Here is a 25570-nt window from a genome sequence, read left to right as displayed (position 1 = left end):
TTAGTTTCAAGGCTCTACTACAACCGTTGTGCCAAGATGGACCTGATCAAACATTGCTGTTACATCCTGGTTTCGCATCCGAATACACCCGTGAGAAACTGCCTGCCCCAATAATTCTTCCTGATTGGTGCCGTGAAAGCCAAGCTGCGTTTTGCCGTCTGTCCAAATGCCAATCCAGCGCACCCCCAGCGGATTATTGGGTCCTGGGTAAATGAGTTTCCCGGTTCTGAAACTTTTGAAGACAGGGTTTTTCTCTTTTGAAAGCACCCGAAAACTACCCGTTGGGGTTTCCCAGCCGCGCTTGCCGATCGCGATCGGATACTTTGCCCACGCGCGATCGCCCCGATATAGGTAAACACGTCGCTGACTCAGCTTCACCACCACACGAACCGTAAGGGCTGCATCCGATGCAGCGGCAGGGGAGTTGGGTAAGGGTGGCAGATTGGTTAGCATTGCAGGCGAGTGCTGTGAACCTGGTAACGTGTCTCCACGCACCGACTGACCGATACTTAAAAGCAACGCAAAACTCAAGCCCAGCAAGAGCGATCGCCAATTGCTTTGATGCCGTGGAATGATGCTGACCATCTCTAGAGCTGAATCCTACACTATCGCTGCTCTGAGCCTACCCGATCGTCCACTGTTGCCCCAAACCAAAACGCCAAAATTATACTTTGTGTTTTTCATGACAAAAAGAGCGTTGATCTTCACTAACAATGCTTTCGACGCATTTGTCTTTACCAGAGAGGTTTCATGTCGCTCCCAGAAATTCCTGCCCTGACCGAAAAACTGCTGGCAGCCAAAAAAGCTAAAGGTCTCAGTTTTGCCGACCTGGAAACGGCTGTAGGGCGTGATGAAGTTTGGCTGGCTGCCTTGTTTTACCGTCAAGCCAGCGCCTCTGAAGAAGAGGCAACCAAGTTGCTCACTGCTTTGGGTCTCAGTATCGATTTGGTGCCAGAGCTAACGGGCTTTCCCTCCAAAGGGTTGGGTCCGGTTGTGCCGACCGATCCACTGATTTACCGCTTTTACGAAATCATCCAGGTCTATGGGTTGCCGATGAAGGAGATTATTCACGAGAAATTTGGTGATGGCATCATGAGCGCGATCGACTTCACTCTTGAGATCGAAAAGGTCGAAGATCCCAAGGGCGATCGCGTGAAAGTGACGCTGGATGGCAAATTTCTGTCGTATAAAAAGTGGTGAGTCTCTAGCGGTCAGCGGTCAGCTATCAGCTATCAGCTATCAGCCAAAGCGCTCCAGTTTGATTTGCGAAAGTTATTCTAGATCGCCTTCAGCTATAGGTTTCAAAGCTGACCGCTGACCGCTGACTGCTGACTGCTTCATCAATTCGGGGGCATCGAATCGTCTTGGAGATCCTGGTAATGCTCCCAGTCAATGTTGGGCATACGATCGAACGCCTGATGCAGCGAGATTTCCCACAGTTTACGAATTTGGGCTAAGTAGGGTGTGCCCAGACTTAGCTTGAGTTCGTAACGGATCTTAAACGTGTCGGTTTCGTACATCACCACATTAATGGGCGGACCCACCGAAATATTGGATTTCATGGTGGAGTCGATCGATAACAGCGCACATTTTGCCGCCGCTTCTAAGGGAGTGTCAAAGTTCAGGATGCGATCGAGAATCGGTTTGCCATACTTTGCTTCGCCAATTTGCAAAAACGGGGTTTCTTTTGATGCCTGAATGCAGTTGCCCTGACTATAGACCAGGAACAGTGCAGGTGCTTCGCCGCGAATCTGCCCACCCACCAAAAACGTACACTTAAAATCAATCCCGTCTTTCTCTAGCCAGGAACGATCGTGCTCCTGAATCTGTCGCGCTTTTGTGCCAACATAGCGAGCTACCTCATACATTGTGGGCAAGGTGTGCAAGTTGCTCTCTTCCTGAGCCGTTAAGTCTCGCCGCAGCAGCGTGAGTGCGCCTTGCGTCACCGAAAGATTGCCAGCCGTACAGATCAAAATGACTCGCTCTCCAGGATTGGAGAAATCGAACAGCTTTTGATGCGTGGAGATGTAATCGACCCCGGCGTTTGTGCGGGAGTCCGCAGCCATGACTAAGCCAGAGTGAGAAAGGATGCCAAGGCAATAGGTCATGCGATCAGGGTGAGGAGTGAGGAGGAAGGAGGAAGGGGTGAGGAGGAAGGGGTGATAGCAGAACTATACTGCTAAACGTTGGCAGGCTCTCTGGTGCAAGCGATCAACGAGATTCGCTTTGTCTTCAGCACCCAAAGCGGCAAACGCTGATCCCCGCTTTGGGTAAATTGATGCTCCAAAGATACCTATGGATGGTAGATTGAGCGGAGTATCTGCAAGCAAGATTTAGCAAGATGAAAGTCCTTGTTATTGGTGGTGATGGCTATTGTGGTTGGGCGACGGCGCTGTATCTTTCCAATCAAGGTCATGAGGTTGGAATTTTAGACAGCTTTGTGCGGCGACATTGGGATCTGGAACTGTGTGTCGAAACGCTGACACCGATCGCGCCCATTCAGCAGCGGCTGCAGCGCTGGCACGACCTTACAGGCAAAACGATCGATCTTTTCGTCGGTGACATCACCAATTACGAGTTTCTCGATAAAACACTGCATCAATTTGAACCAGGTGCGATTGTTCACTTTGGCGAACAGCGATCGGCTCCGTTCTCCATGATCGATCGTGAACATGCCGTGCTGACTCAGGTTAATAACGTCGTTGGGACGCTGAACCTGCTCTATGCCATGAAAGAAAGCTTCCCCGACTGCCATCTGGTCAAACTGGGGACGATGGGCGAATACGGTACGCCCAATATTGACATCGAAGAAGGCTACATTACGATCGAACACAACGGTCGCAAAGATACGCTGCCCTACCCGAAACAACCGGGCAGTATGTATCACTTGAGCAAAGTCCACGACTCCCACAACATTCACTTCGCTTGCAAGATTTGGGGTTTACGAGCAACTGACTTGAATCAGGGTGTGGTCTACGGTGTGCTGACCGACGAGACAGGCATGGACGAACTGCTCATTAACCGTCTTGATTACGATGGGGTGTTTGGCACGGCGTTGAACCGCTTCTGCATTCAGGCGGCTGTTGGGCATCCACTCACCGTTTATGGTAAAGGTGGTCAGACACGGGGCTTCTTGGATATTCGGGATACCGTGCGCTGCGTAGAACTGGCGATCGCCACTCCTGCAAACCCTGGCGAATTCCGCGTCTTTAACCAGTTCACAGAGCTGTTCAGCGTCGGTGATTTGGCACAGATGGTGGCAAAAGCGGGGAGCGCGATCGGTCTTAAAGTAGAAGTCCAGCATACAGAGAACCCCCGGATCGAGCGTGAAGAACATTACTTCAACGCCAAGAATACCAACTTGCTTGATCTAGGGCTGCAACCGCATTTCCTGTCCAGTTCCTTACTCGATTCATTGTTGAACGTCGCCATCAAATACAAAGGTCGCGTGGATGAGTCTCAAATTCTACCCAAAGTAAAATGGCGACGCTAAGAAGCAGTAGTAGGCTATGAGCAGTCGCATTCTCGCACTCTTAATTTTAGTCGTGCTTCCGGGTGTTGCGTTTACAGGGATCAGTACCTATTACCTGTTTCCCGAATGGGTCGTGTTGGGCAAGAGTGCTCAGAATTACCAGAAGCTGGCTCAAGTGCCTACGTCATCGGTGCGTGATCTCAATGTGGCACAAGCCGCCGAAAACCGACATCGACTCAACTGCTTCGCCGAAGGTGTCGGTGTATTGTTGGGTGGAGTCATTGTGGCGATCGGCATTCATGGTATCTGCACATTGCCTCAAGGGCGGCTTTGAGCAGTTGGCGATTTGCCAGTTTGCGATTTGCCAGTTTGCGATTGGTCAGTTGGCGATTTGTTAGTTGGCGATCGTGTCCGCATTAGCGTTTTCCATTCACCCTTTTGGTTTTCCGCCCTTATGCGAATTGCCCTCTTTACCGAAACCTTTCTGCCCAAAGTAGACGGCATTGTCACAAGGCTGCGCTACACAGTGGAACAACTGCAACGACTTGGCGATCAGGTGCTGGTCATTTCTCCGGATGGTGGGCTAACTGAGTACAAAGGGGCGCAAATTCACGGCGTTTCGGGTTTCCCGCTGCCGCTTTACCCAGAGTTGAAATTGGCGTTGCCACGTCCGTCGATCGGTCACGCAGTTGAGCGCTTCAAGCCCGATTTGATTCATGTTGTGAACCCAGCCGTTTTAGGCTTGGCTGGTCTGTTTTATAGCAAAGCGCTCAACATTCCGCTGTTAGCGTCGTATCACACCCATTTGCCAGAATACCTCCAGCACTACGGCTTGGGCATGTTAGAAGGTTTTCTGTGGGAGTTGCTGAAGGCAGGACACAATCAGGCACGATTGAATCTCTGCACTTCAACTGCCATGCGGCAAGCGCTTACAGAACACGGCATTGAGCGCGTCAGCGTCTGGCAGCGCGGTGTGGATACAGAAACGTTTCAGCCCTATCTGTCAAGCCTGGAGATGCGATCGCACCTCAGTCAGGGGCATCCCGAAAGTCCACTGTTGCTCTATGTGGGTCGTCTGTCACCCGAAAAAGAAATCGATCGCATCAAGCCCGTTTTGGAGTCCATCCCTGGCGCAAGGCTGGCGCTGGTTGGCGACGGTCCCCATCGGCAGTCATTAGAACAACATTTTGCAGGTACTGCTACACACTTCGTCGGCTATTTGCAAGGGCGAGAACTGGCAACTGCCTTTGCCTCGTCTGATGCGTTTGTCTTTCCATCCCGCACTGAAACGCTGGGCTTGGTGCTGTTGGAAGCGATGGCAGCGGGTTGCCCAGTGGTTGCAGCTCGTTCTGGCGGTATCCCCGATATCGTTCAGGATGGGGTGAATGGCTATCTGTTTGATCCACTTGACGAGGGAGGCGCGATCGCGGCAACCCAACGACTGCTGGCAAACGCCGAAGAACGTGAAATGCTCCGCCGCAATGCCCGTCGTGAAGCGGAACGCTGGAGTTGGGAGGCAGCAACGCGGCAGCTTCGCAGCTACTATCAGTCTGTCGTAACAGCGTAAAGGCGATGCGGCAGGCAGCAATCGAATGCTGGGAAGTCAAAGTTAAGTCTGAAGTCGTGTGATTAAAGCTGTAAGCGTTCTAGATCCTCCACAAAGCTTTGCGTTCAAGCGTTGTTCTCACCCACTCCGAGCTGGCGCTTACTTTGCTTAAGCTGCTTCCAGAGCAACTTAATTGCCTGATACGACTCTTCTGGAGACAGTTTGCCGCCTGTTTCGAGTCCGCAAATGTAGCTTACTCGTTGTGAAAATTCTTGCAGATTGGCGTTAAACACCAAATTTTCTGGTTTGACTGTGCCCTGATAGCGCGATCGAGGGTACAAAAAATCAGTTTTGTCCATCAAGCTAATACTCCTAGTTTCAAACTTCTTCCGCAGCAACGCCGATGGCATCCACCGCAGACGTATATGTTAACCCAACGTTAACCTTTAGTGTCAATTTTCACAGCTAGTTCACAAATGGCGGTAGAAAGCTGAGACGAGAGGCAGTGGTGGTTTAGCTTTTAGATTCACTTCTAGCAACGATCGAGTAGCTGACTGCTGACCGCTATCCTTACACCTTTAGGACTACCGCTGCCACATCTCATTCCCGATCGGATAGACAGGCGGGAATTTCTGCGTAATACACTAGGGGCTGTCATCAATGACAACTACACCTGACTTGCAACAAGGTTTCCAGCCCCTAGCCTGGTGTGTTGGGGCGGGCGCGATCATGCTGATACCGCAAGGTTTTGGAGCTAATTGGTGACGCGCCCTAACCGACTTCAGTGGCAAGCAGCTTTGTTTTCGCTTCCTGCTTCGGTGCAGACCAACAGTTGGTTAGTTAAGCGTTTGAACGGGGGCGATCGAACCTTACACGACTCCCATCAACACTTAATTCTTTAGAACGAAGCGTACTTGCTTCAACTTAATGGCTTCCATGTTGGGACAGGAGCCGCAACAACACCCTTTGCTTCCAGAAAGGCGGCGACTCGTAATGCCAGTGCTTCGTTGTAAGGAGCGGCGATTATCTGAACGCCGATCGGCAGTTTTCCAGCTTGCTGCACGGGCACTGCCACGATCGGTACACCAATGAAGGATAACGGCTGTGTGTAAACGCCCAGGTTAGGGCGGAGAGGCACTTCTTCGCCATCGAGCATCAGTGTGGTTTGACCAATCAACGGCGCGGGGCAGGGAGTTGCGGGTGCAAGAATAATGTCAACTTCGGTGAAGAGTGCGCGGACGCGATCGCGGTACCAACTGCGAAAGCGTTGTGCCTGCAAATACCATGTGGCAGGAATGAGGGCACCCGCAAGGAAGCGATCGCGCGTAGCCGGGTCAAAATCTTGCGGACGGGTGCGTAAGTCGTCCAGGTGCAAATTGCTGCCCTCAGAGCCAGTGATGATGAAGGCGGCGGCACGGGCACGATGAGCTTCGGGAATAGTGATCGGTCGGGTCGCACCAAGGGCAATGGCGATCGTCTCTACGGCTGCAAGGACATCGGGTTCGGCTCCTTGAGTGAAGTAGCCATCGGCGACGGCGATCCGCAGTCCATCAATGCCTTTGGACAGTTCAGGTAGGGTTGGGATAGGCGGACGATCGGTACAGGCTGGATCGTCTGCATCGGCTCCCTGTAAAAGGTCGAAGGTGAGGGCAAGATCGCGGGTCGATCGGGCAAAGGGTCCCAAATGATCCAGGCTGTGTACAAATGGATAGGTTCTGGCACGAGACAGCCGCCCAAAGGTTGGCTTTAACCCAAAAATGCCGCACAGCGAGGAGGGTACACGAATGGAACCGTTGGTATCAGAGCCAAGGCTGAGCGGTACCAACCCGCCTGCAACCGCTGTGACCGAACCACCAGAGGAACCACCTGTCATCCGCTTCAGGTCGTGGGGATTGCGACTGGCACCATAATGACTATTCTCGGTAACGAAGCCATAGGCATACTCATCCATATTCTGCGCGCCGACCAAGATTGCACCTGCTTGCTTCAAGCGCGTGACCAGTGTCGCATCTTGAGTCGCAGGCGGACGTTCAGCGTTGATTTTGGAGCCAGCCAGGGTTGTTAAGCCAGCGACATCAAACAAATCTTTGACCCCAAAGGGCACGCCTGCCAGAAGTCCGGGGTCTTTGCCGTCTGCGATCGCCCGATCGACCGCGTCTGCATCCGCCAATGCTTGCTCTGCAATGACGCTGGTAAAGCAATTCAGGCTTGAGTTCTGGTCAGCGATGCGCTTTAAAGCGGCGGCTACAACCGACGTTGCCGAAACATCCTGGCTCCGCACACTGGCGGCAATGCTGCTGGCATCTGGGTAGTCCTGGCTCATGGTCAAATGGTTAGAGAAACGGCTGGTGGAAGAAGGCAGAGGAAAGAGGGCAGACTTCGGTGTGGGCGCTCAGTCGAACGAAGGCAGAAGGCAGAGGGCAAGGGGGCAGAAGCTAATACTCTTCACACCTCACTTCCGCGAAGAGGCAGAAGGCAGAGGGCAGAAGGCAGAGGGATGAAGTCGTTTGAGAATGCGTCACTGAATCACTTATTTCTGCCCCGAAGCGCTAGGGTTCAAAGTTGGGAGCAATTTCGATGTCATCGGGTAGTGGAAACTCAGTGACCAGTTGCGCGATCGACACAATGCGGGCAAAGTTGTCTATCACACCGGGTCGATGGTCTGGTTGGAGCGGTAACGCCACGAGTGCCGCTAGCTGATCAACTAAAGCGGCTGCATCAAGAGAGGGTTCGATCATACGACCTCCGTCGCTGTTACTTTTTGTCTGGTTGGATCGGCGATATATGACCGCCAGCCGCCCCATGCTGTGATCTCCCGTTTGCCTTCACAGAGGATCGGTTCGCCAATCACGCCAAGGACTTCTTCGCCATCTGCCAGTCGCACTTTACCGATGCAAAGTCCCGGTGGCTCTAGCAGCAGCAAGAATGCCATCTTACTGGCGGGGACTGCCCAAATTTCCACGGCGATCGCCGCTCCACCTGTGCTCACCCGCATCATGGCGGGATGGCGATCGTTAATTGACCATAAGCGGTAAGAGGGTTCTGTCAACGCGTCTCGCACAAACTCAGCTTCTACGAGTTCCATGTTGGCGTTCAGTTCGAGACCGCGCATTAAAGTACCGTTGACGGCAAGATAGACCGTTGTTTTCATTCGAGTTGGGTGTGTGAGCACATCTTCGCAACCAATGTCACCCGATTGAACCACATTTGCTGTATCAATAGCACCAGCCTGTGGAACTTTTCTCCAAGGACGTGTTGATTAGCCGCCAGCGGTCAGCGGTCAGCGGTCAGCGGTCAGCAATCAGCAATCAGCGGTCAGCGGTCAGCCGTTAGCGGTTAGAGAAGGGCTGACTGCTCTGAACATTCGCAAGCTACGGTCGAACGTTGCGGCAGATTTAGCATCAGTTTGTAGAATAGCGATCGCCTTGCTGAAAGCAGGTAGTGATAAATTAAGCGTCTGCCGTACGACCGCTCAGCAAGAATGATTCTATGAATTTATCAACGCTAATTTTGGCGGCGCTGGGAGTGGGCATCCTGTTTGGCGCTGGGTTGAATGAAGTCCCAACGATCATTGAGCCAGTGAATGCCTACTTTCTAGCTCCCGTCGGCGAGGCGTTTTTGCGTCTCATTCAGTTTGTCGTGGTGCCGATCGTGTTTTCCTCCATGATTTTGGGGCTGACTCGTATTCAAAATGCGGCTCAAGTCGGACGCTATGCGGTCAAGTTGCTTTTCTGCTATGTCATTACAAGCGCGATCGCGGTTTGTCTGGGAATGCTCCTGGCAGTGGTGTTGCAGCCCGGTGCAGGCATTACCGGGTTTACGATCGCTGAGGCTGTTCAGCAAACGCAAAGCCAATCTCTCATCGCGTGGCTTGTGAGCCTCATCCCGGTCAATCCGTTAGAGGCATTGAGCAGCGGTAACTTGCTGCAAACGATCGTTTCAGCCGCATTCATCGGGGTTGGCATTCAATTAGTTGGTGCCAAAGCAGACAGCTTTGTGGCGTTGATCGAAAGTGTCTACGCTATTTTTGAGAAAATTTTAGCGTTGATTTTATACACAGCCCCTCTGGGAGTGTTTGCTCTGATTAGCTCAGTCATTGCGACAGAAGGGCTGGCAATTATTGTGAGGCTGTTTGTCTATGTGTTTGGCTTGGTGCTGAGTTCGCTGTTGATGATAGCGCTGTATGCTCTCATTCTTTATGCCCTGAAAGCAAAGCCCGTTTACTATTTCCGCAGCTTATTGCCAGCGTTATCCCTTGCTTTTGGTACAGCCAGCTCCAACGCTGCTCTGCCCGTAGCGTTGAAGAATGTTCAGGAAGTCTATGGTTTACCAGAAGCGATCGCCAGCTTTGCTATTCCGTTAGGCACGGCGCTCAAGCGGGATGGTTCGGCGATTCTGCAAGGCTTTAATGCCCTGTTTATTGCTCAGGTGTATCAGGTGCCGCTGACACCAGCCTTAGTGTTGGCGATCGCCCTTAGCTCATTACTGGTTTCGTTCAGCACTCCTGGCGTTCCAGGCTCTGGCATTATCACCATGACCACGGTGCTATCAGCCGCAGGTTTGCCATTAGAAGGCATTGCGATCGTGGCGGGTGTCGATCGCCTAGTGGATGGCTTCAAGACTGTGTTGAATGTGGTTGGCAATACGACTAACGCCATTCTTTTGAGCCGTTGGGAGTCTGACAGTTTAGCCGAGGCAAGCGCTGAAGCCCTGCCATCAAGTGACGCTTGAGCGAGCGTTTCCCTCACTGCCTCATCCCCTGAGTGCCTTGCCTTACATCTTGCACCATTCTCAACAAGGGGGTAGAAACCGGGTTTCTCAACCAAAGGTTAAGGGTTTCACGCCTTTATTTTTGCAAGAAACCCGATTTCTGGGCTGGTGCAAGATCTGCGTTACCGTTTGAAGGCTCGACCACCTGCAAAACGGTTTTTAAAAGACCAGGAAAGCGATCGTCCAAATCGTGGCGACGCAAGGAGTTCATGTGCTGTGTGCCTTCTTTCCGACAATGCACGACCCCAGATTCACGTAACACTTTGAAATGATGGGAGAGCGTAGACTTAGCAACCTGCGCTTCTAATGCTTCGCAGCAGGACAACTCACCCTTTTCAGCCAGCCGTCTCACAATTTCTAAACGCACGGGGTCGCCCAGCGCATACAGAACGCCTGCCAGCAAGATATCTTTTTTGTCGGGATGATATAGCAGCCTCATGGTTGTCATTATGGCACAGAACGCGTTATCGTTTAGTTGTTCGAGTTTCTCGAACTATGAATTACAAGGAGTAAAGACGATGTCTTCTGTCACTGCCGTTACCGACTCTAGTTTTCAGCAAGAAGTGCTGGCGAATGATCTACCTGTACTAGTTGATTTTTGGGCACCGTGGTGTGGTCCCTGTCGCATGGTGGCTCCGATCGTGGATGAACTAGCCGCCCAATATACGGGACAGGTAAAAGTCGTCAAGCTCAACACAGACGACAATCCTGGTATTGCCAGTCAGTATGGTATCCGCAGTATTCCAGCACTGCTACTCTTCAAAGCTGGACAGACGATCGATACCGTGATTGGTGCGGTGCCGAAAGCCACGTTGGCAGCCACGCTAGACAAACATCTTGGGTGAGGAGTGAAGAGTCAATGCCTCTCTTTAGCAACGTGAACGATCGTATCAAACTCCCGTTCGCGCATCCGAAACAGCGTACCACCATAAAACTTGGTGTTTCCACCCACCCAGTAACCTGCTGATGGATGCAACGCTTGATTATCTTTATCAGATCAGGTTTCGACGTTGAAGTATCGTTCTTGCTTAAAAACCTGTGTTGCATCCCAGTTGGCTTTTTCGCGTGGCAGAAAGGTGCCGCGTTCCAGCATTAAAATCCGCTTGCCGCTGGGTGCCAGTCTATGAGCCAGTGTGCCACCGCCCGCACCCGTGCCAATGATAATTACATCGTAATGGTCAGTCACTAAGTTGCTGCCTTCTTGCAGTGGATTTGCGATCGCCTAAAACACTGCCGTGCCGTGCCAGTGCAAGCACCAAGCGCGCCCGTTAAACTTTTATCTGGGCATCAGGTGTGGATGCCGCCTCTGTTGTCATGTGTAAGTGAGCAGACAGAATAGCGCAAAGAGCAGATTATGTGGTGCAGTGAAAAATCGCTCTAACCACTGTCTCAATTAGCTTAAGGGCAATCAGGCAGGAGAGACCATCGGCAGGCGATAGCGGTAAGGAAGTGAGCAGGATGGACGTAAGGGTGGAGGTTCTACGGATTGCGCCACTCATTGGCTAACTGCGCCAAATAATCTGCTCACCTACAAGAGTGATGAAGAGGGATACCTGGTAACCAGGAATAGTGTTATCTCCCTTCAGAGCCTAAGCCGGTAGCCAACACCGCGCACAGTTTCGATGCGGTCTTCGCCCAATTTGCGCCGTAGATGCCCTACGTAGACATTGACAATATTTGTACCAGGGTCGTAGTCGTAGCCCCAGATGCGATCGAGGAGTTGTTCGCGGGTCAATACCTGCATAGGGTGGCGCAAAAAGACTTCGGCAAGCAAAAACTCGCGGGCAGAGAGGTCGATCGCGCGATCGACCACCCAAACCTGACGACTCAATAAATTTAGCGTGATGTCACCCACCTGTAGCGTGGTTTCTTGCCGCACACCGGGCACCTGCCGATTGCGGAGCTGCACCCGGATGCGTGCCAGCAGTTCCTCAAAGCGAAAGGGTTTTGTGACGTAATCATCGCCGCCTGCTTCCAGGGCAGACACCGTATCATCCACGCCATCCCGTGCCGTTAAGACAATGATGGGAATGGTTTCACCCTGACCACGGACAGTAGCAATGACACCCAAGCCATCACCATCAGGCAAGCCCAGATCGAGAATCAACAGGTCAAAATTGTCGCTGTAGGCAAGACGGGTGGCATCCTGTGCCGTTGCTACCACTGTCGTCGTGAAGCTATGGGCTTGCAATCCCGTTTCCAGAAAGGAGGTGATACGAGGGTTATCTTCAGCAATGAGGATACGATTCATGCGATAGGTTATCCAATACTGACTTTGCCCTCCGCTGCTTCAACAGGTTTAACCTGCTTGCGAGGTTTGAACGGATTGCGATCGGAAGCATCACGCAGCAGCCCCATAATAGCGGGAACAACGGTGGGTGTCAGGATAGTGGAGAAGGCGAGTCCACCCGTTAGCACGATGCCCAAGCCTTGATAGAGTTCTGCGCCCTGACCAGGCACCACCGCCAGCGGCAGCATACCCAGGACGCTAGTGCCCGCCGACATGAAGATGGCGCGGAGACGATCGCGGGTGGCGTTGTAGAGCGAGGCATCGTAATCCTCACCTTCTTGCTGAAGTTGCAGGGCGCGATCGACCAGCAGAATCGCGTTGTTCACCACCACTCCAGTCAGGATAATGAAGCCCAGCGCGGTGATCATATCCAGCGGCACCACCCAACCCAGCACCCGATTGGCAAGCACCAGGCTCAGTAGCGCACCGCTCATGCCCATCGGCACCGTTGCCATAATCACCAGTGGATACATAAAGGAGCGGTAAAGCGCCACCAGCAACAGGTAGGTAATGAAAACAGAGAAGGCGAAGGCGACTGCCAGCTCAGTCACCGTTTTCGCCAGTTGATCGGCTGAACCTGCGAGTTCTAGACGGTAGCCTGCGGGAAGCTGCGATCGCAACGGTGCCAAAATTTCAGCCTCCGTGCGCTGGACGAGGGAGCCAAGCGGTGCATCGGGGGCGAGGGAAACGGTCAGGGACACCGATCGCTCTAGATCGACGTGGTTGATTACATCGGGTCCGGTGGTTTCGCGCACCTCGGCAACGTCACTCAGTTGGATCTGCCGCTCCCGTGCAAAAAGCGATAACTGGCGCAGTTGTTCGGGCGTTTCCACCGCTGCACTGTTGAGCTCGACCGAGACATCCAGTTCCTCTTTGCCGTCGATAAAATCGGATGCCAATCGTCCGCCCAGTGCTGCTTCCACCAGCGAACCGACTTCTGATTCGGATAGCCCAACTTCTGCCAGCCGCTCACGATTTGGGATCACCTGGATTTCGCCAGCACCCATCACAAAGTTCGATCGCACATTGCGGACACCGGGCAATTCGCGCAGTTTGCCTGTGATGTCTTGTTCCAGGTCGCTCAACTGATCCAGCTCAGATCCCACAATATCCACATCAAACTCTTTGCCAGGATCGCGAAAGATGGAAATACGCGTAGGAATGACAAAGCGATAGCCTGCAAAGTCGCTCGCCTTTGCCCGCAGGCGATCGACCATTTCAGCCAGTCCAGCAGTGGTCGCAAACTCTGGTTTGAGGATGGTGGCAATGCCACGCAGGGCACCGGGACGATCGACATACATGATGCGATCGACTTCAGGCTGCGATCGCAGAAAGTCTTGCACGGGCTGCGATTGGCGAACCGCTTCGGGGATGCTGGTTCCCGGCATCGGCTCAGCCCGCAGCACCACCAGGTTACGGTTGCCTTCGGGCAAATAGTCGGCAGGCGGCAGCAGGAGAATGCTAACCAGCAGCAACCCGACCGGAATGCCCAGCAGCATGAGTCTACGCCCCACCCGTCGCCGTCCGATCGACCAGCTTACGGTAGCGGCAAGGAAGTCTTCTAGCTTGCCCTGAAAGTAGCGAAACGTATCTGACGTGCGGTAGACCGCTTGCTGCACTTTGCCAAACAAATTGGAGGGCACCGCCGCAGGAGTAGAGGCACTCGTTGAGAGCATGCGCTGCGCCTCTGCCTGGTCAAGAAACAGCCCAGAGAGCATGGGCACCAGGGTAATCGCCGAGAAGAGGGCAAAGATGGCAGAACAGGACAGGGCGATCGCCATATCGGCAAACAACTGTCCCGCTTCTCCCGTCACCATGATGAGCGGCAGAAAGACGATCACATTGGTCAGCGTCGAACCCAGCATGGCAGCCCACACTTCCTGGGTGCCTTCGATCGATGCCCGCATAACGCTCTTGCCCTGCTGCATGTGGGTGAAGATATTTTCAATCACCACGATCGAGCAATCCACCACCATACCGACCGCAAACGCGACTCCAGCCAGACTAATGAGATTCAGCGTGCGCCCCATCAGGTGCAGCACAATGAAAATAGCAACCAGGCTAATGGGAATCGTCAGCGCGACCACCGCAACCGTTCGCAGCGACCCCAGGAACAGCAACAGCACGAGGGTGGCGAGTACGGCACCGCTGATCAGGTTTCCTTGCAACAGGTCGATCGACTGCTGAATGTATTGGCTTTCGTCGTAGTTGTAGGCAAAGCGGAGTGCCTCCCCTTGCCGATTCAGTTCCGTTTCTAATGCCGTGATGGTATCGCGCACACCTTTGGCAACCTCTGGCACATTCGCGCCGACTTGCCGAATCACCCCAATGGCAACGGTAGGAGTGCCGTTAAACACCAGCGCACTATCCTGCACTTTGCGCCCCATCTGCGCCTTTGCCACATCCCGCAGATACACGGTGCCAGACTGATCGCGCCGCAGCACAAAGCCCTCAATTTGCGCCAGATCTTGCGATCGACTCAATGTTCTCACCCGATATTCGCGTCGTCCCAGAATTAACGGACCGCCCCGAATATCACGGTTGTTTGCCTGAAGGGTTTGCACCACATTGCCGATCGTCAGGTTGCGGTCTGATAGCGCTTTGGGATCAACTTTGACCTCGACTTCGCGCTGCTGTCCGCCTACGATCAAAAACTGCCCCGTACCTTCGACCCGTCTCAGGCGTGGCACAATCACCTCTTCTGCCAGATCGCGGTAGTGGTTGGGGGCGCCCTTACCATCTTGCGGCACCATCGGAATCCACATCATCGGCGAACTGCTGCCACCCACCAATTCCACATTCGATTCATCCGCTTCGGGAGGTAGACTGTCCGCTTGTTGCAGCCGATTGATGACATCAACCAAGCGCCCTTCCAGGTTGGCATCGGCATTAAATTCCAGCGTGATGCTGCTGCGTCCGGCACGGGAACTGCTGCCGATCTCCTGTACGCCCAAGACCTGCTCCATCTGTTCTTCGATCGGGCGCGTCACCAAATCTTCCACTTCGGTGGGTCCAGCACCGGGATAGGTGGTGGTGATGGTGATTTCGGGGCGATCGCCACCGGGCTGTAGCTCCAGCGGCAACCCAACCAGGGCAAAGACACCAAAGATAAAGATCAAGCAGAACAAAACAAAGGTGCCGTGCCGCCACCGCACAGCCGTTTCGATGAAATTCATGGAAGTCTCCTCTAGCTATTGCTGTTCTGCACAACTTTCACAGGCGCACCGTCACGCAAGCCATCGCCGCCGCGTAGTACAAGGGGCTGTCGGGGTTGCAGGGCGTTGCTGTAGATGGCAACCTTCTCGCCCATATCGGTCACCAACTCCACTGGAATCTGCTTAGCTTTGTCACCGTCGATCGCAAACACCAACCACTGATTTTGTCGCTGGGTCAGCACGTCACGCGACACCACAAAGCTGGTGCGATCGGCGGGCATTTCAAGGGTACCCGCGATCGCCATGCCAGGAAGCAACCGCTGTCCCGCATTCTCCAGGCTGACCCGTATGCGCTGCCGCCGAGATGCTGCTTCTGCCGCTGGCACGACGGCGGTAATGGTGGTGCGCTGTTGCCAGTTGGGTAGCGCTCGTGAGGTAAGCTGAATGGGCATTCCAGCCGTAACTCTGCCCGTCAGGTCTTCGGGTAATTCCAGGAAAATATCAAGGCGATCGCCCGCAATCAGCGACACAATTTCGCCGTTGCTTTCCACATAGTCGCCCCGACTCAGCACACGTCGATCGACCACACCCGCAGAGGTTGCTTTCACCTGCGTCCGCTGCTGGGTTAACTGTGCCTGCTTGACTTCTGCCTGGGCTGCTGTTGCGTTTGCCCGCTGTGCCGCAATTTCTTCGCGAATAGGACCTGCCTGCGCTTCTGCTAGTTGCGCCTGTGCCTGGAGCCGTTCGCCCCGCGCCGTATCCACACTAGCTTTAGCCTCGACCAGCAACCGTTGCGACAGTGCCCCATCTTTAACCAGGGCAGCAGTCCGACTGAGGTTATCGATCGCCTCCTGTTCACGAGCTGTAGCCGCGCTGAGTGCCGCCTTCCGCTGGGCGATAATTTCGGGACGAGTGCCCACTGTGAGCCGTGCCAGGTTGCTGCGCTCTTGTGCCAGCCGTGCCTGCGCTCTCGACAGTGCTAGCTGCTGGTCGGCATCGTCCAACACCGCGATCGTGGTGCCAGGTGAGACGCGATCGCCCGGTTGCACCAACAGTTCTTGAATCACGCCGCTGGTCTGCGCCCGCACGGTTGCCCGCTCTGCTGCCTCGACCTGCCCGATTAACTGTACGGGTCTGGCAGCACTGCCCTGAGCCAGCGCGATCGTTTCTACAGCGCGGGGTGGGGGCGCTTGTTGGGCGATCGCTGGCTTTGAGGCTTGCCCTGCAGCGAACGATCGCCAGACGGCAATACCGCCTGTGGTCAGCGCAAGTGCCAGTACCGCCCAGAGCCAGCGTTTTTGGGGCTTTGGCGACTGGTTTGTTGTCTCAGCGGTAGACGGGTCAGGTGTCTGAATTTGAGGGTCAACGTTGTTCATGGTTCGCGATGAGATGGCTAGAGAACAAAAGCGTTGCGTTGGTTATTCAGGAGTTTTAAGCAGGCGGATAAATTAGCAATAAAGACTTTGTGAAAAAAAGTTTATCCTCACTTTACAATCTGCAACCAAAAGTGCCCGTAGCTAACTTGTCATTAACCTTTCGCTTCTAGGACTGATGCAAAGATCCCCGACTTCTATGCTTGAGTTGGCTTTGAAGACAGAACTTTAATCAGAAGTCGGGGATCTAAACACCTGATGCGTAAGTCCTGGCTTCTAATCTTTCGGCAGAAAGTTTAGTAGGCGTGGCGTTGAGCGGCATGACGATCGTAAACGTGGAGCCATGCCCGATCTGGCTGGCAATCTCCACACGACCGCCATGCGATTGAGCGATCGCCGCGACGATCGACAAGCCCAACCCGTAGCCTTCGCTATGGGGATCGCCCGTTGCCCGCACAAAGCGCTCAAAAATGCGGGACTGGTCGGCGGTGGCAATGCCTTCGCCCGTATCGCTGACCCACAGGTAGGCGTAGTCTCCTTTCACGGAGGAACCCAGCGTAATTGAATCGCCCGGTTTTGTATGTCGGATGGCGTTTTGAATGAGATTCATTATGGCTTGCGTCAGCCGTTGGCGATCGACCGTGATCGGGCTTAACCCTTTCGATTCCAAACGCCAGGTGCGATCGGCAAGTCCCCGCGCTTTGAGATAAACTTCCTCCGTCAACCAATCCAACTCCTCTGGCTTGAGCCGCAAGAAGTCCGATCGCTCCGCTTTTACCAGCAGAAGTAAATCGTTGACCAGACGGCTCATGCGCTCCAGTTCATCCATCACCAGTGCGATCGAGGCTTCCTTTTCTGGCTGATACTTCAACATTTCCAGATGCCCCTGCATGACCGTAATCGGCGTGCGTAGCTCATGGCTGGCATCCTTTAAAAATTCCTTCTGGCTATCGAAGGCTGCTTGCAGGCGATCGAGCATTTCGTTCACGGTCGTCGTCAACTCAGCAATTTCATCCCTGCCCTGCACCGGGAGGCGTTGCGTCATATCCGATTCGGTAATGGAGTGCGCCGTCTTGGTCAGCAGTCGGAGTGGATATAGCACCCGCCCTGCCGTAAACCAGGCAAGCAAAAAGAAGATCAGCAGCAGTACGAACGTCACTTGCATCACCAGCCCGATCGCACTCCGCGCAATGCGATAATCGGGCGTACTATCATGCAAAACCACGATCGAGCCACGTTCATTGGTTGCCTGCCAGGTGACAGGCTCGACGACGTAGTAAAGCTGTTTGCCCTGAGCATTGATGGCTTGGCGACGTTCTTCTGTCACTGTTGCCCAGGTTTGCATCAGTTCAGGGCGCTGCTTTAGCAAGTCTGACGGGAGTTCTGGCTTGGTGCTGTAAACGCGATCGCCCACCAGCATGATGATGTATTCGCCCCGCGTTGGCACATAGCTAGAGAGCAGCCGATCGAACAACACGTTGATATTAGTGGGTCCTAACCGTCCCTTTTCACGATGCTTTTGCACCAGCACCGTAAATTGGTTTGCCTGTTGCAAGGCGGAGTCTTCTGCCTGGATGCGGATGCGATCGCAGAACAGGCTATACGTGGTTTGAATGGAGATAAAAACGGTGCCCGTTGTCATCAAAAAATACCAAACCAGCAGTCGGGTGCGGACACTGAAAAAGGCGCGGTGCCAACGGCTTTTTACCATACTAAAATCCCGTCAGTTTTTGCGACTAAAGGACATGGAAGCTACCTACACCAAGTTGCTAACAATCTATGATTTAAGCTTGGGATAAATTGCACCTAAACAAAAGATGAAAAAACTTTTATGCAACAAGATTGCTTCCAGTCGCTCAACGGACGAGGTTGTGAGTTTGGGTCATTGCATTGCGTTCTCTCAACTATTGAAAGATGTGATTAAGGCATCGCTCTCTCGGTGGGCAACATTAGCACTTCGTGGATTGCTGTCGCTGCGTTTCCGCCTGTTTTGGTTCCACCACCAAACACAAAAATACGGTTGCCAACAGCCGATGCCCCTAATCCATGCCGTGGGGTGGGCAAGGGCGGTAATGCTTCCCAGCTATTGGTTTTCGGGTCATAGACCCAACTCTCGGCAAAAACTTTCTGCTCTGGAACCCACTGTTCGCCGCCAAACACGTAAAGCTTACCGTTGAGTGAGGTTGCAGCCAGACCGCCTCTCGCTTGCGGCAGCGGCGATCGCGTCTCCCAACGATCGCGCTTCGGATCGTAAACCTCAAGCGTTGGCATGTTGACTTGGCGGTTAGTGCCATCAGCATTCTTAAAAAACTTGCGACCACCAACGACATAGATCTTGCCATCAATGACAGCCGATGCTGCACTGTTTCGCGGGGTTGGGGCATTGGCACGGGTTGACCAGCGCTGAGTCATTGGATCGAAAACTTCGTTTCGCACACTGTCGATGTGGTCATTGAACAGCCGAGCATCCTCAGTGGCTCGAACGCGCCCGCCAATCAGGTATAACTTGTCATCAATCACAGCGGCTATGCCCTCGGCGCGAGCTGCTGGCAGATCAGTACCTTTAGTCCAGGTATTAGAGGCAGGATTGTAGATAAACATCGTCGGCTGTGCGCGCCAGTCTGGAAACCCACCTGTGAAACCGCCAACTCCGTAGAGCAAACCCTTCACTGCCGACAGCGTAATGTGGTGACGGGCTTCAGGGAGCGATCGCAATTGTGTCCAGGCGTTATTGACCGGATCGTAAGACTCGAAGTGAGCTGAGAATCCAGTGTTGGGGCTGAGTAAACCACCAACCACGTAAATTTTTCCATTTAAAACGTCTGGATAAAGCTCTTGCCGAGCGATCGTTGGCGGGGCAGCTTTTGTCCAGTACGGCATCTGGCTTGGCGCTTGACTGAGTACGGGCGACCATAGCGCAATGACCGAAACGATCGAGATCGACAGGGGAAACAGATATCTAGGTGGCATCATACAAACTCCATCTCAAACGATTGGACGTGGATTGGGCAGGCGAACCAAGCCATTAAAATTTTTGCCGGGATACCAGGACGTTTGGAGCAGGTTGTCAAAACCGGGAAGGCTTTCCATATGTCTTACCATCCGGGTACGCATTGCACGGTCGGGTAGCAATCCTCTTAATGCCCCCATATTCTCAGCAACGTGGTCGGGGTTTGTGGTTGCGGGAATCGCGCAGGTGACAGCCGAGTGAGAAATCACATACTTGAGAAAAAACTGTGCCCAATTTTCGCACCCAATCTCGCTGGCAAAAGCAGGGAGTGGTTGCCCCTTCACCAACTCAAACAGACGGGCTTTCTCAAAGGGCATATTGGCTAAGACTGCGGTTCCTCGCGCCGCTGCCGCTGGAAGAATTCTGTCTTCGACTTCACGCTGACGCATTGAGTAGCGAAGTTGCACAAAGTCCAGATCGCCGTTCTCAATCCATTTCTCAAGCGCCGCAAAATACAACGGATCGTGGTGAGTCACACCCACGTAGCGAACTTTACCTTCTTTTTTCCATGCCTTGAGCAGAGGCAAAATCGCATCTACATTCACCAAGCTATGAACCTGCATCACATCAATGCGATCGCGCGACAATCGCTTCAGTGATTGTTCAAACTGACGCTGCGCCTGGCTGCGATCGCCCAGATACTCGCCCGTTGCCCAGGCTTTGTTCGTAATAAACAAATCATTGGTCAAGCCGAGTGTTTTGGCAAATTCGCCTACGTTCACTTCCGCCATACCGTAGAGCAGTGAGGTATCCACCAGTCGCCCGCCTGCATCCCAAAAGCGGCGCATCACTTGTTGCAGCCGATCGCGGGGCTGATTAGCCAAAACATCAAAGGTCATGAATGTTCCGAGACCGATCGCGGGCAGTTTCTCCTTTGTGCGCGGGATCTCTTTCGTGATGATTGGCGATGGTTGGTTTCGAGACGGTGGCGATGATTGAGTTTGAGTTTGACTCTGTGCCTGTGCGGTCTTGGCAAGAGTGGGCATCAAGGCAGCGGCAGCGGCACCAAATCCCAACAATCCAAGGGCAGACCGACGGGAAACACTGCGCCGCATTGCTGGACGCGCATAATGGTTATTGTGTATTGCATCATCCTTCGGGCTGCCGTTCATCATTACTTTATCCTCTTGCTTTTTCACTAGTTGTAAAAGTCGTGCCTGTATTCTTGCTGCTTACGTTGTGAAGCCTCTGTTTTTAACTGGGCATTGGAGCCAACAGCCATGCACCGATTTGATGCAGCATTCCGAACCAATCTTCCAAGTGCCAGGTGTGTGTAATGCGATCGCCGTCAAAGTGATGAAACTCATGCAAGGCGATCGAGATTGGCTTTCCCGTCGGCTGAAGACCAATGATTTCCCCGCGGTGGGTCGCAACCATCCGCGCCCGTACACCAACACGGTTTGGTTGTGCAACCACGTCATCAACCATGATCTGCAAGTCCGGAAACGCAGCAAAGAACATCTGCATGAGCGGCTTGAAACCCTCACGACCAGCACCTTGACCGGGCGCGAGGGGCATATCCTGCCAGTCCGAGGTCACGGCTTCGTTGAGAAGGCTAGGGTTTTTGTCACTGAATGCCCGATAAAACGTTTCGAGTGACTGTTTTTGCGCCACTGTCAGTGCTGAAGTTTGAATCGTTGTCAATGAATGCATGAAATCCTCAGTTGATGATGAACGCGAGTGAAGCTATTACAACCATTACACGGTATTTGTGATGTGTCCAATGCATACTTTAGATAGGTTATATATCAAAATTGCTATATAGTGAAATCATGGCTCAGCAGTTCCCCAATCTCTCTCGCCTGGACCTGAATCAGCTTCTGGCTCTACAAATCATCCTGGAGGAGAGGCATGTTACTCGTGCGGCTGCCCGATTCTCTCTAAGTCAACCAGCGATGAGCCGTGTACTCGGTCGGCTGCGCTTGGCACTTGGCGATGACCTGCTCGTCCGTAGCGGCATAGGGTACGAGCGAACGCCACGCGGCGATCGATTGTTGCAAGAGCTGGAAGTCCTTCTGCCTCGCCTCAACGCGGTGATCGGAAGCAACGATTTTGATCCTTCTACCTCGCAACAGCGCTTCCGGGTGACCGGCACTGACTACGCGGCTGCCGTTATCATCGGTGGCACTGTGCGGCTCTGCCGCAAATTTGCTCCCGGCGTTCGCTGCGAAGTCGTGGGCTGGACGCAAGATAGTTACCGTTACGCGGAGATGGGTCGCTGCGATATCGCACTCGGTGTCGGTAGCGTACCAGCCATACCCACAGAATTAAAAATGGAAGTGCTGTACCAGGAACAATTCGTGTGCCTCATGAGTGCAGACAGCAGTTTCAATGACGAGCGGTTTTCCCTGGTTGAATACCTGCGTCGTCCACATGCGGTGGTCGCAATAGCGGAGGGGCAGCAAACAATGATCGATCGTCCGCTTGCTGATATTGGGAAGGTGAGAAATGTTGTGCTCCAGTCACCCTACTTCATGGCAACCGCGCTGAGTATTGTGGATACCGACTTGATCCTCACCGTGCCCACACGTTTGGCACTCGAACTCTCAAAGTTGGCGGACTTCCGGCAGGTGTTACCCCCTCAAGAGATTGGTAGCTTCCCTTACACAATGGTCTGGCATCCCCGGCTTGATGGTGATTGCGGGCAGATGTGGTTCCGTGATCAAATCCGAGCGGTTGTGAAACGATGTTGAGAACTAATTTCTCCACTGCGATCGCGACAAGCGCCACATTGGGATGCTGAGCGATCACACCTTCACCATTCTTCTAGCCGGGTGGCTATCCTACCACCGGAAAGAAGTTGCTTTGAAAGGAAATGCAACCATTTCTGCGGCAGGCAAAAAAGGTTCAGACCAGATCAAGGTGGAAATCAAATCGTTGAAAGAATGGGCTGAAGTCGAGTCTGAGTCCGATCCGAAGAACATCTTCAAAAATCCAGATGAATTTGTCAAGAAATGGATTGTTACAGGCAACGCTAAGTTAATCCGACGTAAGAGGGTGTTGCCTCCAGAGCAACCCCAGTCGTCCATCAGCAGGGAAACACGGAGATGAAGGGATGATTGCGAAATACGTCAAGAATCAGGGTAATGAATATCTCAAGCTACACCGAGATGAGCAGCTTACTCTTTTTTGATTCTGATACCCCGTCTGCTTGCAGCGGGGTAGTTCATTCGCCGATTCTGAGTAAGAATCCTGTTTCTTTTTCAGAATATAGATAATCAGTCGATGGTATTTTGAGTACTGGTTATACTTAGTAAATTGCTCCAGGGTATGCTTGACTTTTTTAAGATCAGGAGTAGCTGTGACTTGAACACAGATTCCCGCTACTTCGTCAGCTAAATCAATACCAGGATATTGATTATTATCCTCGGCGTAATTGATATTCTCTAAGCTCCAGCCATACATTTCTTTGAGTAACGGTATCAATATCGTTTCAGCAGCTTTATTGAGATCTGTTTTGCCCATTGAGGTCGCACTTTCGATCTGAGCGACAAAACGAGCCATCAATTCAATGATTCGATTTCGAGAGTGCTCTAACCTCATTAACAGCCTCAAACTCAAAAATCTTCTCGAAGTTTTTCTCGCCAGTCACAGACAGCAGTATTTTGCTGTTCATGACAAGTATTTTAGCTACTTCAAAGAGCGATCGCCCCTCCCTCCCATTTCTCTCGGCACCGCAAGCCAAGAGGCAGCCTCATAGAAGGGACGATTGCTCATCTCCTCCACTGACTTTAACTCACCGTTACCCTCGCTCCATTCCCATTCGTCTCCACGCTGGATGCAGGAATAGGTGCGATCGTCGTTGTTGGCGTAGCGCTCACAGCCTTGCGTGTAGTGCGCTTACGGGGCGTTCCCCCTGCCTATCTTGTAGAGCCAAAAGGCATCTGCAACAGTCGCCTTTGAGATCCCAACGATCGTGTTGCAGTACCCGAACATCATGTTCAAGTACCTGAATATCGCGTTTAGGTTCCTCAACATCGTGTTTGGGTTTCTCAACATCGTGTTCAAGTACTCAGCGATCGTGTTTGAGTACCGAAATATCGTGTTTGGGTTCCTCAACATCGTGTTTGGGTTCCTCAACATCGTGTTGGAGTACCGAAATATCGTGTTGAGGTTCTTTAACGTCGTGTTTGGGTTCCTAGATCTCGTAGTTGGGTTCCCAAACATTGTGTTTCAGTTCCTCAACAGGCTGAGTGCGTTGGGTCAACCAGGAGCCTTGCTCAACCAGCCGACGGAAGAGTTTAGCAAGGCGATCGACTCAAACCGCTTTTCCAGCACCACCATGCGGCGATCGCGCCAACCCAGTCTTTTACCGTCACTGCTTGATGGGTTCTTTACCACCACAGCGCAACGCCTTAATCAACGCTCTGAGCAACAAACGCAAGACCTGATCAAACGCAGCACGCTTGCGATCGTTCCCGTAGGCACCGAGGTTTCTGTGGTCATTAACAGCTTTTTCCGTGTCAACCGCTAATTTGACTGAACATTGGAGGTTTCTTTAATGAAGCGAATTTTTGTCAGTGCTGTCCTTAGTCTAAATTTGATGAGTCCGGTAGCTCTACCAGTGATGGCAGTACCAACCTACCAAGTCATCAGCCGTGATGCGGCGATGCAGAGTGCCGTAGAGGTGCAGGCGGAACCAGGGCGATCAACAGCAGGAGTCCTCCAATCTTTTTGGCAGACCGAAGCAGGGGCAAAAACCCTGGAAGTTTTGCCAAAACCCTAAAACCTTCTCCTGACAATACTTTCATTAAATTGAAGATTGCCAGCATGAGTTCTCAAGAAAGTTGGAAGAGTACTTTTTAGACAGGTTTGCCCAAAGCTAACCTGGAGAGCTTACAGGAAAAGGATTTTAGCGCTGAGAGTCGCAACCGTCTTCCCAGAGATGGGTGGGCTGAAAGGAGCTAGTTTTTAAGTAAAAGCTTTGGAGGGCTGAAAGAAGCGCTGCGATCTCACCATTAGGCTCAATTCGCTTAATCTGACGATTTCAGCCAAAACGACATTAATGTGCGAAACGCTAATAAACTCTCATTTAACGACATTAATGTGCGGATGCAGCAAAAATGCCCTAAAACGACATTAATGTGCGAACGTACAGCACTTTCAACCTATGGAGAGTAGGGGAATCGAACCCCTCGCCTCTGCGGTGCGATCGCAGCGCTCTACCAACTGAGCTAACTCCCCAACAAACGCGAGATTTGCTTCGACATCTTATCATTCCCTGCCTCAACCTGCTTTTGGTGCGGCTGTCTGATCGTAGCTTTGCTGTACGCGATCGAGTTCCAAGTCAGAAAGGTAATCGACCACCCAGTTGGCGCGGCGCTGAAGCATGTGAAACGGGTAGGTGTTAGCAACGCCTACTACAGGAATGTTGGCTCGTTTGGCGGCTTCGATGCCCGCAAACGTATCTTCGATCGCCAGACATTCTGACGGTTTGAGGTTGAGGTTGCGATCGCTTTGGTTGAGGCGATCGACGGCAAGCAGGTAGCCATTGGGTTCCGGCTTGCTGGGCAAACGCTGGTCGCCAGAGACAATCACTGGAAACTGGTCGCTCAGTTGCAGACGCTTGAGTACGGAGTCAATTTCGACTCGGAGTGCACCGCTCACGATCGCCAGTTTGAGCTTTGCCGCTCGGAGCTTGAACAGCAAATCTTGTAAGCCTGGATAGACTGGCAGGGCTTCCAGTTGGTCTAATTGTTCCTGGTAAAACACTGCTTTGCGGGCAATCAGCTTGCTGACATAGTCATCCGTCACCACTCGCCCTCGGTGGGTTAGTAGGTCTGTAATACAGGCGCGATCGTTCCGCCCCAAACAAAACTGACGGAATTCTCCTGGCTTCGATCGCAGGTTTTCTTCCAGCAGCAGTTGGTTAATTAGTTTTTCGTGGAGTGGCTCATCGTTGATGATGATGCCGTTAAAGTCAAAAAGAACCGCCTTAAGCATGTGCGTATTGA

At 52.7% G+C, this 25570-nt stretch carries 27 protein-coding genes, 1 tRNA gene and 3 pseudogenes; 13 read left to right on the top strand and 18 right to left on the bottom strand.

The window, feature by feature from the left end; all coding sequences use genetic code 11:
- Positions 1 to 6 precede the first annotated feature (6 nt).
- Positions 7 to 585: a L,D-transpeptidase gene (locus AC5JO6_RS15490; RefSeq protein WP_496081964.1), complete on the bottom strand. Its 579-nt coding sequence runs from the start codon at positions 583 to 585 to the stop codon at positions 7 to 9.
- A gap of 165 nt (positions 586 to 750) precedes the next feature.
- Here AC5JO6_RS15490 and cynS point away from each other — a divergent pair, with 165 nt between their 5' ends.
- Positions 751 to 1200, top strand: a complete 450-nt coding sequence (gene cynS, locus AC5JO6_RS15485) for a cyanase (RefSeq protein WP_496081963.1) — start codon at positions 751 to 753, stop codon at positions 1198 to 1200.
- Between the two features lie 140 nt (positions 1201 to 1340).
- Here the strand turns inward: cynS and AC5JO6_RS15480 are convergent, their stop codons facing one another.
- Positions 1341 to 2108 (bottom strand): proteasome-type protease, encoded by a 768-nt coding sequence (locus AC5JO6_RS15480; protein ID WP_496081962.1) that lies wholly within the window; start codon positions 2106 to 2108, stop codon positions 1341 to 1343.
- Positions 2109 to 2341: 233 nt separating this feature from the next.
- Between AC5JO6_RS15480 and AC5JO6_RS15475 the strand changes: the two genes are divergently transcribed.
- The 3 genes from AC5JO6_RS15475 (at position 2342) to AC5JO6_RS15465 (ending at position 5039) form a co-directional block, all read left to right on the top strand.
- Positions 2342 to 3493 (top strand): NAD-dependent epimerase/dehydratase family protein, encoded by a 1152-nt coding sequence (locus AC5JO6_RS15475; RefSeq protein WP_496081961.1) that lies wholly within the window; start codon positions 2342 to 2344, stop codon positions 3491 to 3493.
- Between the two features lie 16 nt (positions 3494 to 3509).
- Positions 3510 to 3806 (top strand): hypothetical protein, encoded by a 297-nt coding sequence (locus AC5JO6_RS15470; RefSeq protein WP_496081960.1) that lies wholly within the window; start codon positions 3510 to 3512, stop codon positions 3804 to 3806.
- A gap of 120 nt (positions 3807 to 3926) precedes the next feature.
- Positions 3927 to 5039, top strand: a complete 1113-nt coding sequence (locus AC5JO6_RS15465; RefSeq protein ID WP_496081970.1) for a glycosyltransferase family 4 protein — start codon at positions 3927 to 3929, stop codon at positions 5037 to 5039.
- Positions 5040 to 5143: 104 nt separating this feature from the next.
- On the opposite strand, the gene AC5JO6_RS15460 is transcribed toward AC5JO6_RS15465, so the two are convergent.
- Positions 5144 to 5377 carry a DUF7219 family protein gene (locus tag AC5JO6_RS15460; RefSeq protein ID WP_496081959.1) on the bottom strand — a complete coding sequence of 78 codons (234 nt, stop codon included), beginning with the start codon at positions 5375 to 5377 and terminating at the stop codon, positions 5144 to 5146.
- Between the two features lie 560 nt (positions 5378 to 5937).
- Positions 5938 to 7341 (bottom strand): AtzE family amidohydrolase, encoded by a 1404-nt coding sequence (locus AC5JO6_RS15455; protein WP_496081958.1) that lies wholly within the window; start codon positions 7339 to 7341, stop codon positions 5938 to 5940.
- On the opposite strand from AC5JO6_RS15455, the gene AC5JO6_RS15450 reads away from it, so the two are divergent.
- Positions 7340 to 7519, top strand: coding sequence for a hypothetical protein (locus tag AC5JO6_RS15450; RefSeq protein WP_496081957.1), 180 nt, complete (start codon positions 7340 to 7342; stop codon positions 7517 to 7519). The two genes, AC5JO6_RS15455 and AC5JO6_RS15450, sit on opposite strands and share 2 nt — an antisense overlap.
- A gap of 48 nt (positions 7520 to 7567) precedes the next feature.
- Here AC5JO6_RS15450 and AC5JO6_RS15445 read toward each other — a convergent pair whose 3' ends face one another.
- Both AC5JO6_RS15445 and AC5JO6_RS15440 read right to left on the bottom strand, forming a co-directional pair.
- Positions 7568 to 7756, bottom strand: a complete 189-nt coding sequence (locus AC5JO6_RS15445; protein WP_496081956.1) for a DUF4089 domain-containing protein — start codon at positions 7754 to 7756, stop codon at positions 7568 to 7570.
- Positions 7753 to 8169 (bottom strand): allophanate hydrolase-related protein, encoded by a 417-nt coding sequence (locus AC5JO6_RS15440; protein WP_496081955.1) that lies wholly within the window; start codon positions 8167 to 8169, stop codon positions 7753 to 7755. Before AC5JO6_RS15440 ends, AC5JO6_RS15445 begins: the two co-directional genes overlap by 4 nt.
- A 338-nt stretch (positions 8170 to 8507) precedes the next feature.
- Here AC5JO6_RS15440 and AC5JO6_RS15435 point away from each other — a divergent pair, with 338 nt between their 5' ends.
- The gene (locus tag AC5JO6_RS15435) at positions 8508 to 9749 is read left to right on the top strand and encodes a dicarboxylate/amino acid:cation symporter (RefSeq protein WP_496081954.1); all 1242 of its coding nucleotides are present in this window, start codon (positions 8508 to 8510) and stop codon (positions 9747 to 9749) included.
- Positions 9750 to 9864: 115 nt separating this feature from the next.
- Here the strand turns inward: AC5JO6_RS15435 and AC5JO6_RS15430 are convergent, their stop codons facing one another.
- Positions 9865 to 10227, bottom strand: coding sequence for an ArsR/SmtB family transcription factor (locus AC5JO6_RS15430; RefSeq protein WP_496081953.1), 363 nt, complete (start codon positions 10225 to 10227; stop codon positions 9865 to 9867).
- 79 nt (positions 10228 to 10306) lie between these two features.
- Here AC5JO6_RS15430 and trxA point away from each other — a divergent pair, with 79 nt between their 5' ends.
- Entirely contained in the window at positions 10307 to 10633 is a 327-nt protein-coding gene (trxA, locus tag AC5JO6_RS15425) for a thioredoxin (RefSeq protein ID WP_496081952.1), read from the top strand.
- A gap of 32 nt (positions 10634 to 10665) precedes the next feature.
- On the opposite strand, the pseudogene AC5JO6_RS15420 reads toward trxA, so the two are convergent.
- The 8 genes and pseudogenes from AC5JO6_RS15420 to AC5JO6_RS15385 all read right to left on the bottom strand — a co-directional run.
- A pseudogene (locus AC5JO6_RS15420) lies at positions 10666 to 10974 on the bottom strand (dehydrogenase); the annotation flags it as partial.
- Positions 10975 to 11370: 396 nt separating this feature from the next.
- Positions 11371 to 12039, bottom strand: coding sequence for a response regulator transcription factor (locus tag AC5JO6_RS15415; RefSeq protein WP_496081951.1), 669 nt, complete (start codon positions 12037 to 12039; stop codon positions 11371 to 11373).
- Positions 12040 to 12047: 8 nt separating this feature from the next.
- On the bottom strand, positions 12048 to 15254 hold the full coding sequence (locus AC5JO6_RS15410) for an efflux RND transporter permease subunit (protein ID WP_496081950.1): 3207 nt from the start codon (positions 15252 to 15254) through the stop codon (positions 12048 to 12050).
- An 11-nt stretch (positions 15255 to 15265) separates the two neighbouring features.
- Positions 15266 to 16609, bottom strand: a complete 1344-nt coding sequence (locus AC5JO6_RS15405) for an efflux RND transporter periplasmic adaptor subunit (RefSeq protein ID WP_496081949.1) — start codon at positions 16607 to 16609, stop codon at positions 15266 to 15268.
- Between the two features lie 244 nt (positions 16610 to 16853).
- Complete coding sequence (locus tag AC5JO6_RS15400) at positions 16854 to 18317, bottom strand: sensor histidine kinase (RefSeq protein ID WP_496081948.1); 1464 nt, start codon at positions 18315 to 18317, stop codon at positions 16854 to 16856.
- 209 nt (positions 18318 to 18526) lie between these two features.
- Positions 18527 to 19576, bottom strand: coding sequence for a Kelch repeat-containing protein (locus tag AC5JO6_RS15395; protein ID WP_496081969.1), 1050 nt, complete (start codon positions 19574 to 19576; stop codon positions 18527 to 18529).
- A 15-nt stretch (positions 19577 to 19591) separates the two neighbouring features.
- A complete protein-coding gene (locus AC5JO6_RS15390; RefSeq protein ID WP_496081947.1) occupies positions 19592 to 20731 on the bottom strand; it encodes an aldo/keto reductase in 1140 nt (379 codons plus the stop codon).
- Between the two features lie 79 nt (positions 20732 to 20810).
- Entirely contained in the window at positions 20811 to 21269 is a 459-nt protein-coding gene (locus tag AC5JO6_RS15385; protein ID WP_496081946.1) for an ester cyclase, read from the bottom strand.
- Positions 21270 to 21388: 119 nt separating this feature from the next.
- Here AC5JO6_RS15385 and AC5JO6_RS15380 point away from each other — a divergent pair, with 119 nt between their 5' ends.
- From AC5JO6_RS15380 to AC5JO6_RS15370, 3 genes and pseudogenes are all read left to right on the top strand, one after another.
- A complete protein-coding gene (locus AC5JO6_RS15380) occupies positions 21389 to 22309 on the top strand; it encodes a LysR family transcriptional regulator (protein ID WP_496081945.1) in 921 nt (306 codons plus the stop codon).
- 43 nt (positions 22310 to 22352) lie between these two features.
- Positions 22353 to 22667, top strand: a complete 315-nt coding sequence (locus tag AC5JO6_RS15375; RefSeq protein ID WP_496081944.1) for a hypothetical protein — start codon at positions 22353 to 22355, stop codon at positions 22665 to 22667.
- Positions 22645 to 22749: pseudogene (locus AC5JO6_RS15370) on the top strand (IS200/IS605 family transposase); the annotation flags it as partial. The gene AC5JO6_RS15375 and the pseudogene AC5JO6_RS15370, both read left to right, overlap by 23 nt.
- Positions 22750 to 22847: 98 nt before the next feature.
- Here the strand turns inward: AC5JO6_RS15370 and AC5JO6_RS15365 are convergent.
- A pseudogene (locus AC5JO6_RS15365) lies at positions 22848 to 23120 on the bottom strand (SMEK domain-containing protein); the annotation flags it as partial.
- Positions 23121 to 23127: 7 nt separating this feature from the next.
- On the opposite strand from AC5JO6_RS15365, the gene AC5JO6_RS15360 reads away from it, so the two are divergent.
- The 3 genes from AC5JO6_RS15360 (at position 23128) to AC5JO6_RS15350 (ending at position 24342) form a co-directional block, all read left to right on the top strand.
- Complete coding sequence (locus tag AC5JO6_RS15360; protein WP_496081943.1) at positions 23128 to 23316, top strand: hypothetical protein; 189 nt, start codon at positions 23128 to 23130, stop codon at positions 23314 to 23316.
- A gap of 237 nt (positions 23317 to 23553) precedes the next feature.
- Positions 23554 to 24090, top strand: coding sequence for a hypothetical protein (locus AC5JO6_RS15355; protein ID WP_496081942.1), 537 nt, complete (start codon positions 23554 to 23556; stop codon positions 24088 to 24090).
- 27 nt (positions 24091 to 24117) lie between these two features.
- Positions 24118 to 24342, top strand: a complete 225-nt coding sequence (locus tag AC5JO6_RS15350) for a hypothetical protein (RefSeq protein ID WP_496081941.1) — start codon at positions 24118 to 24120, stop codon at positions 24340 to 24342.
- Between the two features lie 385 nt (positions 24343 to 24727).
- Here the strand turns inward: AC5JO6_RS15350 and AC5JO6_RS15345 are convergent.
- Positions 24728 to 24800, bottom strand: a tRNA-Ala gene (locus AC5JO6_RS15345).
- Between the two features lie 42 nt (positions 24801 to 24842).
- A complete protein-coding gene (locus AC5JO6_RS15340; protein WP_496081940.1) occupies positions 24843 to 25559 on the bottom strand; it encodes an HAD family hydrolase in 717 nt (238 codons plus the stop codon).
- Positions 25560 to 25570 lie beyond the last annotated feature (11 nt).

Source organism: Tildeniella sp. (assembly GCF_059505325.1).
Note: the sequence above shows the minus strand (reverse complement) of the source record. Positions and strands in the feature narration are given on the sequence as shown.